The sequence below is a fragment of the Wolbachia endosymbiont (group A) of Gymnosoma rotundatum genome, assembly GCF_947250765.1.
Taxonomy (GTDB): domain Bacteria; phylum Pseudomonadota; class Alphaproteobacteria; order Rickettsiales; family Anaplasmataceae; genus Wolbachia; species Wolbachia pipientis.
This window is the reverse complement of record NZ_OX366347.1, coordinates 1,229,985-1,242,196: the sequence shown is the minus strand read 5'-3', so window position 1 is coordinate 1,242,196 and position 12,212 is coordinate 1,229,985. Positions and strand designations below refer to the sequence as shown.

The following is a 12,212-nucleotide window of genomic DNA, read 5'->3' as shown; positions in this document are numbered from 1 at the left end:
AGATCTTATGGTTAACGAATATGTGCTTTAAATGTGTGTAGACGCACATATTCGTTAACCTATTTTCTATGCAGATTTTTTTAATTCACATTGACTGCTTCTTTAAGCCTCGCATTGGCAATTACTATGATTTTACGCATTAGAGCTGTCATAGCCACCATCTTCTTTTTACCTTTACCAACAAGCCTTGAATAGAAGGCACCAAGCGCAGACTTAGACCTTGAAGCAGACATCGCAGCTGTAAAAAGCTTTTCACGAACGTTGCTTCTGCCACCACTTATTCTGCGATAACCAATAGTTTTACCACTTTCTTTCGGATGAGGTGCAACTCCAGCAAGACTTGCAATTTCTCCCCTACTTACATAACCAAGTTCTGGCATTAGACACAGAAAATCTTGAGATAATTTTGCACCTATTCCTGGAACTGTTTTAAGGATTTTTTGGCGCTTTTGTAACTCTGGATTCTCATCAATAATTTTTTGTATGGTATTGTTGAGCTCATCTATCTGGCTATTAAAGAATTCAATAGTTTTCTGACAGCTTTCTTTTATATGGTCGTTTTCAGGTGCTGCAAGCCTAGATTTCTCTTGAGCTCTCATTTTTGTAATGTCATCACGACGTTGACAAAGTGCAACTAAGGTTGTTTGTTCTTTTGACATAGGTGCAAATAGAGATAGAGTACTATAGCGTTCAAACCCATACTGAGCAAGGGCTCTTGCATCTGATTGATCAGACTTTGCTAAAGTTCCATGAGATAGAACAAAGCTTTTTACTTTGCGAGTATTAGCTCGATGTACAGCAATATCTTTATCAACAAGAAAATGTGCTAAGCCAAGCTCATATTTTCCAGTGTTTTCCAGAGTTACTAAAGAATTAGGTAAGATATTTGAAAAATCTTGAAACAATTGTTGCCAGCCAGCAGTATCATTGTCGAATTCGACAGCGTTCTTCTGTTTGTGAACTGCAACAACATTTTTAAATTTTCCGATATCAATGCCAATAAAATTTTGATAAGATGTAATCATAATAACCTCGATTAGTTTTAATTAATTTAAGATTGTAAACGGGTGCATACATATGTCCCATGCAACTATTCAAACGTATCGAGAGATGGGCTAGTGTACCTTGATCCGAACGGTTATAATACCAACAGTTGGTCGGTCGCACACGCCCGTGATAACTCTATTCCTATAGTGAGTAGGGTTATCTTCCCTCTTATCTCCTTTATATCATATTTTTAATTTACAATTTCTTCTAATGTACCAATAGCAGTAGGTTTTCTTGCTCCCTTGTTAGCAGGATCTATTTTGAGTCTAGCTGTTAAGAGCATTTATACTAGAAATGGGAAAGAGTTTAATCATCAGACTAATATTTTATTATTGTTTAACTTTGACCAAGAATGCGAAAATTTTTCAAAGAGTGATAGGACTAAATTAAAGTGGCTAAAAAATTCAGTTATTTTGAGCAACACAATCTGTACATCTTTAATGTTTTTCGGTGTGGGATTAGATTTAGTTGCCAACGGCTTTGGTATAACTAACTCTATGATGTTATCCGGCTTATTACTTTCATTACCATTCACGCTTTTAATTGTTACTTCACCTATTTTAAATGCTGCAAGTAATTATATTCTCAAAAAGACAGCTATAAATTCAATTGAGGAGCAATTTAAAGGTGATGATCAGTTTATAGAAGTCGATAACGAAAAGCCAAGCAGTACTATGAGCAATCAAAGTTATTTCCCCATCGGTCAGTTAATATCATCAAAGTTAGCTATTCTCCATAGCGAAGTCTCTAGCTAGGAACAATGAGCCACAGATTAGTATGGTTTTGACGTTTTGGGTAGAGGCTTTTAATATGTGATTTGATATTGCATCGCCAATTGATTCACATTCAACTGCCTTTATTTCTATGTTATTGGCTTTTTCCCTAATCAAATTTGTATTTGTTGCTTTAGGTTCAGACTTAACACAAACCGCACATAGTAGTTTGATATATGGTTTTAAGTGTTCTAAGAACTCTTCTACATTTCTGTTACGAGTAACACCAAAAATTATATAGACACCTTCAGCAAAGTTATCTCTTACCCACTGAGATAGTACTCTAGCACCATCATTATTGTGTGCACCATCTAAAAATAATTGCCAATCTTTCGGTAGTAGGGAAATTAAATTACCTTCTTTTATAGACTCTAGCCGTGCAGGCCAATAAGTGCACTGTAAACCTGAAGTGATATCCTCTTCTCCAATATCAAATTCATACTTTCCACTTAAAATACTACATGCCGCAATAGCATTGCCTGCATTAATCGCCTGATGATCACCCTTTAAAGATGGCAAAGGAAATTCTATTGATTGAATAGCTGATTGAAAAACCATTTTGTTGTTCTTTTTTTTGCAATTCCATTCAAGGCCTCCTCTATACAGAGGAGATTTCTTATTTATTGCATGGAATTCTAGTGTATTCATTATAGACTTTTTTTGTGGTGCTATTACACAAGGAATATTAGGTTTCATTATTCCAGCTTTTTCACCTGCTATGGTTTCTACAGTAGGGCCAAGATATTCTGTATGATCAAGTGCAATGGAAGTAATGATTGTTAAAATCGGATTATCTATAACATTTGTTGCATCAAGCCTTCCACCCATACCCACTTCAACTAAAGTTATATCGGCTTTATGACGAGAAAAAGCTAAAAAAGCTGCAATAGTTGCAGCTTCAAACAGAGTGATAGGTTGTTCTGCAATTACGGCACGGCATTCTTCTAACAAGCTATATAATTCATTATCGTCGATATAACTGCCTGCAATAACTATTCTTTCATTAAAATTCACCAAATGTGGAGAAGTGTATGCGTGTACCTTATACCCTGCTGCTTGCATTATATATCTTATAAATGCTAGTGTTGAGCCTTTCCCATTAGTTCCAGCTATATGAATTGCGGGAGGCATTTTTTTCTCGGGGTTATCTAGTTTGCTAAGAAAGCCTTTTATGCGATCAAGAGAAAAATCATTCGGCCTGCTACCAAGTGGCTTAGGCCAATGAGGCATATATATCATAGATTGTTGTTACATTTTAATTCATCTATCACACTTGCTATGCCATGTGTGTCGATTTTTTCACTAAATTGATAACGTTGATTAATAGCAATACTTATTCCACTCATTACAACATCACTTATCAAGAAAGAACTGTTATTTTTAGTAACTTTAAAATCAATATTTGTAAATTCTTCATCACCGTAAGAAAATCTTGTACCAATTAAGCAAGTTTCATCGTCAACTGCTTTTGTACTCATTATGATCATTTCACTATCATGCATGTATTTATATAAAATTTTAACGCACAAACGCGTAAGATACACTTCATACTCTCTTAAGAAATCTTCCCTTTCCTTCTGGGTAGTCAAAACCCCATATTTTCCCATGACAAATCGAGATATTTCTTTGAGGTTAACATTATTTTGAATGACCTCCTGAAGCTTTTCGTGTACATGCTCTAGGTTTTTTCTATTTCCTTTTGTAGATATGCTGTCTACTTGTTGTTTCATAGTATGCACAAAAATTTTGTGATCTGTACAATTAGTGTAAGCACTTGAAGAAATTACAATAAAAACAATAATGATTAAAACTTTAGTAATATTCATAAGATATACTTAAAATGCAAAGTTTAATAAAGATTAAATAACAATCGCTGACTTTAATATACCTATAGACATGCTCTGTGTAAATCATCTATAATTCAAGTAGGGGTCTGTGCTATGCGTTATGAGTTAAGTTAAATTTCCCGAGCGATAATTTCTAGAGAAGGGAATTGCCTCTGCTGGTTTCGTTGAAACTAATATGCGATGCCCACCTTAACTTCAGGTCTCAGGAATCTACTAAGGCTGACGGTAGATACGGATCCTTTTTTGATTGGTACTAAATTTATGCTTCATCAATACAGAGAACAAGGTACCTTCCTATGTTCGCCTAATGAAGTATTCCAAATTGTAATTGATGTTGAAAGGTATCCTGATTTTGTTCCTTGGTGCAAAGCCGTTTATATAAAAGAAAAAATTGACAATCAAATGGTTGTGGACCTTCTAGCAGCTTTTCATGGAATTAAAGGAAGATATACATCAGAGGTAACCTTTCTTTCTCCAAGTAGAACAAATGAAGGTTGGATAAAAGCTGTATCATCAAATGGAATATTTAAACATCTATGCAATGAATGGCAATTCATTCCCATAGATGAAAATAAAACTATGGTAAAGTTCTATATAGAGTTTAAGTTTAAGTCCAACTCATTTTCAACCCTATTAAACTCAGTATATAAATATACACAAAGTAAAATAATTGCTGCATTTAAAGACAGGGCTGAAAGCCTTACTAAACAAAAGTTACCTTGACATTATTTATATAAATATATAATTTTTTTAGTAAGTTAAGTATTTATATTGTAATGATTTTTAGACTATTGCTTTTATTAATTTTTATAAGTGTTAATTCTTATGCAGTTGTTAACCAACATATTCAAAAAGAAACTAATGAAATAACATCAAAGGAGTTACTGTCACTATTACCCGATGATAAATTATTAGGAGATCCAAAAGCACCAATTCTAATGATAGAATATGCTTCATTAACTTGCTATCACTGCTCTCTTTTTCATAAGAATGTTTTTCCTAAAATTAAAGAGAAATATATAGACACAGGTAAGATGTTATATATATTTCGTCATTTTCCTTTGGATTACAGAGGGCTAAAGGCTGCAATGCTAAGTCATTGCTACGAAAAACAAGAAGACTACTTTAATTTTAACAAAGCTGTTTTTAACTCAATAGATTCGTGGAATTACTACAATTTAAGTGATTTGACTTTACTACAAAGAATTGCTGCACTAAGCAACTTAAAGCAAGATGCATTTAACCAATGCATTAATGATAAGAAAATAATGGATAAAATCGTAAATGATAAATCACTGGCAATTAATAAACTTGGTATCACAGCCACTCCAATATTTTTCATCAAGCTTAACGATGATAAATCATATATAGAGCATAATAAAGTTAAACATGGAGGGTATAAAGAGCTGAAATATTTCACTAATGTGATAGATAAATTATATGGAAAAGCTATAGTGAAGTAATACCACTGTAGCTTACCATATAAAAGACTCTATGCTGAGTCATTGTTTTTCACTACTGTTTGTTGTTTTTTACGCTCAAACTCTCTTTTTTTACTGTGCCAAGTGTAGTAATACATAGCGATTTTATTCTCTATTAATACTATTGTCCCATCATAAAACTGAACCATATCCATAACTTTTCTCTGAGCTTCATCAAAACGTTCTTTATACTTTTCACGATAAGCTGGATTATGTAGTAACATAACCCCTTCATTCTTGTTAGATTTTTTGTTTAATGTTTCAACTTTACCAGCAATAGTATAAGACATATAACCCCCTCTAATTGATTATAAAAATTATATTTTAAAAAGAGAAATGCGCATAAACAATCCCTTTAATTCTAGCATAATAATCGACTGTTTATTATACTAGTTAACTATAGTACGATATATAATAATTTTTGTCACTTAAAATTTTATACTATGAAATAATAACTTAAAATAAATGTTTTTATTATTTTAAACTATATTATTATATTTATAAATTGTGTATGAATTAAGTCTCCCTAATTTATAATATATGCGTAATAATTTTAGTATAAAATTGTCATACATAAGAAATCTATTTGCAAAAGAATATAAAAAAACAGAAGAATATTGTATTCTTGAAAAAAAGCAACATATTCAAATTGGCCCTGAAGAAGGAAAGCTATTAAGTTTATTTATAAAAATCCAAAAAATCAAAAGTATTGTTGAGATTGGCACGTTATACGGTTACTCGTCGATTTGCATGGCAAAAGCTCTACTAAAAGACGGTCATATATATACAATAGAAAATAATCCTCAACACTCAAGAATAGCAAAAAAAAATTTTAGTGCTTTTAATCTAAGTGATAAAATTACTCTAATAGAAGGCGATGCACTGGAAAAAATTAATGAATTATCAGCAAAAGCACCATTTGACATGATATTTATTGATGCTGACAAAAGTAGTTATCCTAAGTATTTAGATTGGGCAGAGTCATACATTAAACAAGATGGGCTAATCGTTGCAGATAACACTCTACTGTTTAACACAGTATTTTTAGAATCGCCTCCAAAAGAAGTATCAGAAAAATCATGGCATGCCATGAGGGAGTTTAATAATAGATTATCAGATGAAAAAAAATATTTCTCTATATTGATTCCAACTGATGAAGGAATGACTGTAGCTTTAAAGCTAACATAAGTTAAAAATCAAGGTCAGCATAATGTTTAGGAGGGATTAAACCAGAAATCCTCTCTAATAATATCTCACGAAAACAAGGCTTTGATTTAACAATGGAGTACCATTCTTTTAAAATTTTACTTTTTTCCCATGGAAAACTACTTACATAATCCATTACGGAAATATGCGATGCTAAAGTAATATCAGCTAAAGTGAACTTATCAGTTGCAAGCCAAACGTTCTTGTTAATTAAGTGTTCGATGTATTCCATATGGCAAGGCAGGTTATGCTGAGCTGCATGAAGAAATCTAGAGTCAGGGCTGCGGTTAGTAATTACTTTTTCATTCATAATATACTTAGTAACTTCATTGTAAAATTTGTTATCGAACCAATTGATTAGAGCGCGTATTTTAGACTTAATAATAGTGGATGAACCAAGTAATTTGACGTCGCTATTGTAAGTCTCTTCTATATATTCACAAATGGCATTACTATCCGCTATTACAAAGTTATTATCTATTAACACTGGTACTTGCCCGGTTGGATTGATCTCCATAAATTCATTCCGCTTTTCCCACGGATTTTCATACACTAGATCACAGCCTAATTTTTTTTCTTTTAGAAAAGCTCTAACTTTTCGTGAAAATGGACAAAGAGGAAAATGATATAAAATCATAATGTTCCTCTTTTGTTATACCAATATCCTTTTTTTGTTACTCTATGGCTTGACCTACAACTGTACGAACTTTCTTTGTAGTCCACAGAAGTTTGCGTAGCAGGTAGTGTCATGCAAGTAGCTGACACTGGAATCCAGTTCTTGTTATACAATTGCCTAGTGCGCTCATTTACAGTTAAGTTTTCTGGATCCAAGTAGTCAAGCACTGGGATGACATCCTTTTCGGTAAAAATTGCTCTTATATCACAACATTCATACAGCTGTATGCCTAGGCACTGGGATGACATAAATAAGCGCTGAAATGACATAAATAAACATTGGAGTGACAATCTTGTAGTGACTTGCATGACAACTAACTTTTTGTTTACTTCAAAATAGCACTGCAAAAAATCTGACATATCAAATTATAAAACTAACATAGGATATACCTTGCTAAATAAAAAAAAAAGTATAATATTTTATAAGGTATGCAGGCAAAAACTCTGTAATTTGGTCAGATCAGAAATGAAGCAGCCATATCAGAACCTTTTTGGGTTGCATACCTATTTCATTATTTGTTTTATCCGAGGCTATGAATATAGCATTAAAACATCGTCCTAGTAGCTTCAAAGATCTAGTAGGTCAAGATATATTAGTGCGTGTATTAGAAAATGCTTTTATTTTAAACAAAATCCCACAATCTATACTGCTCTCTGGTAGTAGTGGAGTTGGTAAAACCACCACTGCAAGGATAATAGCTTTATGTTTGAATTGTTCCCTGGGGCCAATTTTTGAACCTTGCGGATCATGTGAAAATTGTCTAGCAATAAAAAATTCAAGCCATCCAGATGTAATTGAAATCGATGCAGCAAGTCACACTAGCATTGACGATATTAAAGTAATCCTGGGAGATATTTGCTATTCACCTATAAGCTCTAAATTCAAAGTCTACATTATAGATGAAGTACACATGCTATCTAGCAGTGCATTTAACGCATTACTTAAAACCCTAGAAGAGCCACCATCTAGTGTAAAGTTCATTTTAGCAACTACGGAAATAAAAAAGATACCAATAACTATTATTGCACGTTGTCAAAGATTTGATTTACACAACATTCCTGTAGCTAAAATAGTGGAACGTTTAAATGATGTTGCACAAAAAGAGAGTTATTCCATTGAAAAGGGAGCATTAGAATTAATTGCACGACACTCTGGAAATTCAATGCGTAACGCCTTGTTTTTGATGAATCAAGCAGTGCTATATAGCAAAGATGGTGCAATATCCACTAAAAATGTGACAGACATACTTGGCCTAGTGGATAAAGATATTATATTCGATCTATTAGGGGCAATATTAGAAGGTGATTTACAGAAAGCTCTATCAGTGTTTGACAAGGCGGTAAAAACAGCAAACCCACTTAGTATTTTTGAAGGTCTATTGCAAACAATTCAGTTAGTATGCCGTTTTTTGATTACAAAAGAGATTGATAATGCAGTTACAGAGCATGAAAAGAATAGGATAAAAGATTTAAGTATAAAGAGATCTTTAATATTTTTTTCGAGATTGTGGAAGATGTTGCTTAAAGGTATTCAAGATATAAAAACTTCAACATGCAACGATGTTGCTGCTGAAATGATGTTAATTAGCCTCTGTTATCTTTCTGATCTGCCTTCTCCGGAACAGGTGGTCAAAAAAATTCTTTCGCAGAATGCACAGCCGGAAAATACGCGTAATGTAAGAAATGAACAGCAACAAAATTATGATTTTGACAAAGTTTTGCAACTATTAAGGCGGAGTAACCAAATTTATCTTTACAAACAACTGTATAATAATCTACAATTAATAGATTGTAAACCTGGATATTTAAAATTAAAAGCTGTATCTAAGTTGGATAGTAATTTTTGCAATGATTTAAAAAATTACTTAAACCAGGTGACTCAGCAAGAGTGGGTTATTGCAGTTGATACAGGTTATATAAACAGGGAAGTGAGTAATTTAAATTATGCACCTGCAGTTAAGGATATCCTTGACACGTTTAAAGGTGCAAAAGTAGTTAATATAGAAAATAAGGAGTAAGTTGTGGATTTTAGTCAAATAATGAAACAAGCGCAAGAGATGCAAAAAAAGCTTGCAGAAGCTCAAGAAAAATATGTTGGAAAAGAGTTTCAAGGTATTTCTGGTGGTGGCAAAGTTTCTGTATTAGTGGAAGTCATAAAAATAGGTAGCTATAAAGCTAAAAAGGTGAACATAGACTTAGAACTTATGAGAAATGAGGAAAAAGATATAGTAGAGGATTTAGTAACAGCAGCGTTTAATGATGCCGTTAAAAAAGCAGAAGAAGATATGGCGAATGCAACTTCTGATCTTGCAGGTATGATGGGTTTACCATCTGGGTTTAAACTTCCTTTTTGAATTTACTACTGAAGTTTCTTTTAGTGTAAGTATTTTTTTTCTAATATTCCCAACGCTAGTACTTCTTCATATAATGTACCTATACTAGCATAGCCCTACGTCATACCGTGATTCATTCCACAACTGTACAAACATTGCAATATGGCACGATATCACATAGTAAACGATGTCATTCCAGTGCTTGACACTGGAATCCAGCCTTGCCGTAATCTCATCAAGAACGTTGTGCTTTAACATAAAACGGCTACTTTTATGCTTACCAACTTAATAAAATTCCTGGATCCCAGTGGGCTTTGTTGCATCACACTTTATGAGATGGTGATTTATGGTAAATTCATGTAACTATCTCAAATTTAGCCATACCAATATCAGTGAATTTATTAAGCAAATAGCATTTGATTAGCAGTTCTTTTTCTCGATTTATCTCAGATTTATTCCTAAAACTAAATCCGAATATTTGCTTTAATCTTGAGAAAAACCCTTCAATATAAGATCTTTTCCCATAATTTACTTCTTTTTTCCATTCTTTCATGCCATCTTCACCGTATAATTTTATTAACCTAATAGCAGCATTCCTGTCAGACATATAATCTATTTCTGGATGTTCTGCCGCATTGTTTATTGGTGGAATTTTTGTCTTTATATCATATTTGTTACACAACTTATAAAACTTGTGCCTATCACATGCTCTATCTGCATATAGTGCTTTTATGGCATGCTGAAAATCAACTTCTTTTAGCAAATCACAAGCTCCATAGTGATCAGAGTAGACACCGTTACTGTATTTTACAGCTATGGCTTTTTTGCTGTTTGTATTCAACATTACATGCAATTTTCTTGTCTGTTCATAGCTGCGATACTTTCTATCTTCGCTATTTTCTTTGCTATGACCAGGAGTGTTGTTGTATATACTAATTCCTGTACTGTCTATAGCAATTTCGATATCTTCCATATTATTTTTATCAATTCTGCAATCATTTATCTTAATATTAAGTTTCTTAAACCTTCTTGATGCTTGTGAATAGCTGATAACTGCCAAATCTCTTCCTATTTGTTGCAAATACCCTTTTATAAACCCGACTGTTTGTCTTAAACCAATTCTAAAGAAACTGACGATTATATGCACCAAAATCACAACTTTATCACTATAAATATAGTTGCCGTCCTGCATTTTTGGAAAATTCTCGTACCAATTTTCTATGGCGTCATTGATATAACAAAAAATGCTTCCTCTTTCTTGGAGAAATTTGTTATATTCATGGCAGTTACTGACTCTCATTTTTTGTGGCATATTTTTTCTTCAACAGTTAAATGGCTATTTATAATGAATTTTGTCAGTAACTGCCAGTTCTTTTCACTTGAGCGATGCAACAAAGCCATCCCAGTGTCACGCACTGGGATGACATCATCCTTTTTTTGGGATTCCAGCGTCACGCGCTGGAATGACACCTCTCTTGGGCTCTCTTAGCTATAAATATTAAGGAATTTACCAAACGAAAAAAAAGGCAAAAGAAGCCCCGTGGTTGGCTAATTACTTACATTATACTTTCAAGTATGGCGTTTTTTTATTCTAAACGCTTAATAACCGCGATTTAGTTGCTTTTAAGCCGCAACTAATCTAAATTATAAACATTAAGAAATTTACTAAACAGAAAAAAAGGCAAAAGAAACCCTAGGGTAGCTAGTTATTCACTATCCATTTTTTAAATCGGCGTTTTTTGATGTTTTAAATGCTTTATAAGCGCATTTCAGCTTATATTAGGTAAAAACCTAGAAATTTTATAAAGACATAAGGTGCACATAGTGCAAAAAATTAAACATGGGACGCCAGATACGTGAGTTTTTTTGTCATTTAATCTGTACAGAGAAGATAAATAAATAGCTTCAGTTTCATGATAAGGGGGCTGGCGGAGTTTGTCAAGGGATTTTTGACGAAATGATTTTGAAAGCAAAGAGCGGGAGAAGGGGTTCGAACCCTCGACCTCAACCTTGGCAAGGTTGCGCTCTACCAACTGAGCTACTCCCGCAATTAAATTAACCTAAATTTACTTAATTATAGGCATATACAGCGATTTGTAAACCCCGTGTACACGAAAAATGTGAGAGCCCATAAGTTTGCGTGGTTCCTTCTATGATCTTTTCGTATACTTAAGACTCATTTTTGATTATCATAAGTTTTTAATTATTCCACAAAGCTTTATGGGAATATTTTTATATAAAGACGACTTGCCAGCTAGTTCAATACCAGATGATGTAAGGTCTATAGCTGTTGATACCGAGGCAATGGGGCTACTTCATAGCAGAGATAGATTATGCCTTGTGCAGCTCTCTTTTAATGATGGCAACGCTCACTTAGTTCAACTCAAGAACGATTATACAGCGCCAAATTTGAGAAAAATATTAGAGGATAAAAATATAACTAAAATATTTCACTTCGCGCGATTTGATGTGAGCATAATACGTTATTACTTGGAAACTTGGGCACTTCCGTGCTATTGCACAAAGATAGCTTCACGTTTAGTTCGCACTTACACAGATAATCATAGCTTAAAAGAGTTATGCTTAGAGCTGCTTGATACCAAACTAAATAAGCAGCAGCAATCTTCTGATTGGGGAAATGAAAATTTAACAGACAAACAAAAAAGTTATGCTGCATCTGATGTTTTGTATCTCCATAGGATAAAGGAAAAGCTAGACTTAATGCTGGAACGTGAAAATAGAAAAGAATTGGCCCAAAAGTGTTTTGAATTTCTTCCTACTCGTATTGAGTTAGACTTAATGGGTTGGGAAAACGTGGATATCTTTAACCACCAGATGTAATAGAAGTTT

At 33.3% G+C, this 12,212-nt stretch carries 15 protein-coding genes, 1 tRNA gene, 2 other RNA genes and 1 pseudogene; 9 read left to right on the top strand and 10 right to left on the bottom strand.

The annotated features are described in order from the left end of the window. Positions 1-80 precede the first annotated feature (80 nt). Positions 81-1,025 (bottom strand): IS110 family RNA-guided transposase, encoded by a 945-nt coding sequence (locus OOK97_RS06215; protein ID WP_264336326.1) that lies wholly within the window; start codon positions 1,023-1,025, stop codon positions 81-83. A 282-nt stretch (positions 1,026-1,307) separates the two neighbouring features. Between OOK97_RS06215 and OOK97_RS06210 the strand changes: the two genes are divergently transcribed. Beyond that, complete coding sequence (locus OOK97_RS06210; RefSeq protein WP_231115854.1) at positions 1,308-1,802, top strand: hypothetical protein; 495 nt, start codon at positions 1,308-1,310, stop codon at positions 1,800-1,802. On the opposite strand, the gene OOK97_RS06205 is transcribed toward OOK97_RS06210, so the two are convergent. Together OOK97_RS06205 and OOK97_RS06200 are read right to left on the bottom strand one after the other, a co-directional pair. Continuing rightward, the gene (locus OOK97_RS06205; protein ID WP_264705210.1) at positions 1,770-3,059 is read right to left on the bottom strand and encodes a bifunctional folylpolyglutamate synthase/dihydrofolate synthase; all 1,290 of its coding nucleotides are present in this window, start codon (positions 3,057-3,059) and stop codon (positions 1,770-1,772) included. The two genes, OOK97_RS06210 and OOK97_RS06205, sit on opposite strands and share 33 nt — an antisense overlap. Beyond that, positions 3,056-3,646 carry an MlaC/ttg2D family ABC transporter substrate-binding protein gene (locus OOK97_RS06200; RefSeq protein WP_264705209.1) on the bottom strand — a complete coding sequence of 197 codons (591 nt, stop codon included), beginning with the start codon at positions 3,644-3,646 and terminating at the stop codon, positions 3,056-3,058. Before OOK97_RS06200 ends, OOK97_RS06205 begins: the two co-directional genes overlap by 4 nt. A gap of 101 nt (positions 3,647-3,747) precedes the next feature. On the opposite strand from OOK97_RS06200, the gene ssrS reads away from it, so the two are divergent. The 3 genes from ssrS (at position 3,748) to OOK97_RS06185 (ending at position 5,130) form a co-directional block, all read left to right on the top strand. Next, positions 3,748-3,909, top strand: a non-coding RNA gene (ssrS, locus tag OOK97_RS06195) — 6S RNA. Positions 3,910-3,928: 19 nt separating this feature from the next. Beyond that, positions 3,929-4,390, top strand: a complete 462-nt coding sequence (locus OOK97_RS06190) for a type II toxin-antitoxin system RatA family toxin (protein WP_264705208.1) — start codon at positions 3,929-3,931, stop codon at positions 4,388-4,390. Between the two features lie 53 nt (positions 4,391-4,443). Then, complete coding sequence (locus tag OOK97_RS06185; protein ID WP_264705207.1) at positions 4,444-5,130, top strand: DsbA family protein; 687 nt, start codon at positions 4,444-4,446, stop codon at positions 5,128-5,130. Between the two features lie 29 nt (positions 5,131-5,159). Here the strand turns inward: OOK97_RS06185 and OOK97_RS06180 are convergent, their stop codons facing one another. Next, on the bottom strand, positions 5,160-5,438 hold the full coding sequence (locus OOK97_RS06180) for a DUF2671 domain-containing protein (RefSeq protein ID WP_264705206.1): 279 nt from the start codon (positions 5,436-5,438) through the stop codon (positions 5,160-5,162). Positions 5,439-5,688: 250 nt separating this feature from the next. Here OOK97_RS06180 and OOK97_RS06175 point away from each other — a divergent pair, with 250 nt between their 5' ends. After that, positions 5,689-6,336: an O-methyltransferase gene (locus OOK97_RS06175; protein WP_264705205.1), complete on the top strand. Its 648-nt coding sequence runs from the start codon at positions 5,689-5,691 to the stop codon at positions 6,334-6,336. Between the two features lies 1 nt (position 6,337). Here OOK97_RS06175 and OOK97_RS06170 read toward each other — a convergent pair whose 3' ends face one another. Both OOK97_RS06170 and OOK97_RS07460 read right to left on the bottom strand, forming a co-directional pair. After that, a complete protein-coding gene (locus tag OOK97_RS06170; protein ID WP_065094500.1) occupies positions 6,338-6,991 on the bottom strand; it encodes a glutathione S-transferase family protein in 654 nt (217 codons plus the stop codon). A gap of 107 nt (positions 6,992-7,098) precedes the next feature. Next, positions 7,099-7,215 (bottom strand): annotated as a pseudogene (locus tag OOK97_RS07460) (WPE palindromic element domain-containing protein); the annotation flags it as partial. A gap of 232 nt (positions 7,216-7,447) precedes the next feature. On the opposite strand from OOK97_RS07460, the gene ffs reads away from it, so the two are divergent. From ffs to OOK97_RS06150, 3 genes are all read left to right on the top strand, one after another. After that, an RNA gene (gene ffs / locus OOK97_RS06160) (signal recognition particle sRNA small type) lies at positions 7,448-7,547 on the top strand. Positions 7,548-7,562: 15 nt separating this feature from the next. After that, positions 7,563-9,047: a DNA polymerase III subunit gamma/tau gene (gene dnaX / locus OOK97_RS06155; RefSeq protein ID WP_253303579.1), complete on the top strand. Its 1,485-nt coding sequence runs from the start codon at positions 7,563-7,565 to the stop codon at positions 9,045-9,047. A gap of 3 nt (positions 9,048-9,050) precedes the next feature. Further along, positions 9,051-9,383 carry a YbaB/EbfC family nucleoid-associated protein gene (locus tag OOK97_RS06150; RefSeq protein WP_010963017.1) on the top strand — a complete coding sequence of 111 codons (333 nt, stop codon included), beginning with the start codon at positions 9,051-9,053 and terminating at the stop codon, positions 9,381-9,383. 84 nt (positions 9,384-9,467) lie between these two features. Here OOK97_RS06150 and OOK97_RS06145 read toward each other — a convergent pair whose 3' ends face one another. The 4 genes from OOK97_RS06145 to OOK97_RS06130 all read right to left on the bottom strand — a co-directional run bounded on the left by OOK97_RS06145 (position 9,468) and on the right by OOK97_RS06130 (position 11,410). Next, positions 9,468-9,620, bottom strand: coding sequence for a hypothetical protein (locus tag OOK97_RS06145; RefSeq protein WP_182319668.1), 153 nt, complete (start codon positions 9,618-9,620; stop codon positions 9,468-9,470). A gap of 97 nt (positions 9,621-9,717) precedes the next feature. After that, positions 9,718-10,674 carry an IS5 family transposase gene (locus OOK97_RS06140; RefSeq protein WP_264705204.1) on the bottom strand — a complete coding sequence of 319 codons (957 nt, stop codon included), beginning with the start codon at positions 10,672-10,674 and terminating at the stop codon, positions 9,718-9,720. Continuing rightward, positions 10,659-10,817, bottom strand: a complete 159-nt coding sequence (locus tag OOK97_RS06135; protein ID WP_209472578.1) for a hypothetical protein — start codon at positions 10,815-10,817, stop codon at positions 10,659-10,661. The genes OOK97_RS06140 and OOK97_RS06135 overlap by 16 nt, the downstream gene beginning before the upstream one ends. A gap of 520 nt (positions 10,818-11,337) precedes the next feature. Further along, positions 11,338-11,410: transfer RNA gene (locus OOK97_RS06130), tRNA-Gly, on the bottom strand. Positions 11,411-11,582: 172 nt separating this feature from the next. Between OOK97_RS06130 and OOK97_RS06125 the strand changes: the two genes are divergently transcribed. Then, positions 11,583-12,203, top strand: a complete 621-nt coding sequence (locus OOK97_RS06125; RefSeq protein ID WP_015589270.1) for a ribonuclease D — start codon at positions 11,583-11,585, stop codon at positions 12,201-12,203. Positions 12,204-12,212 lie beyond the last annotated feature (9 nt).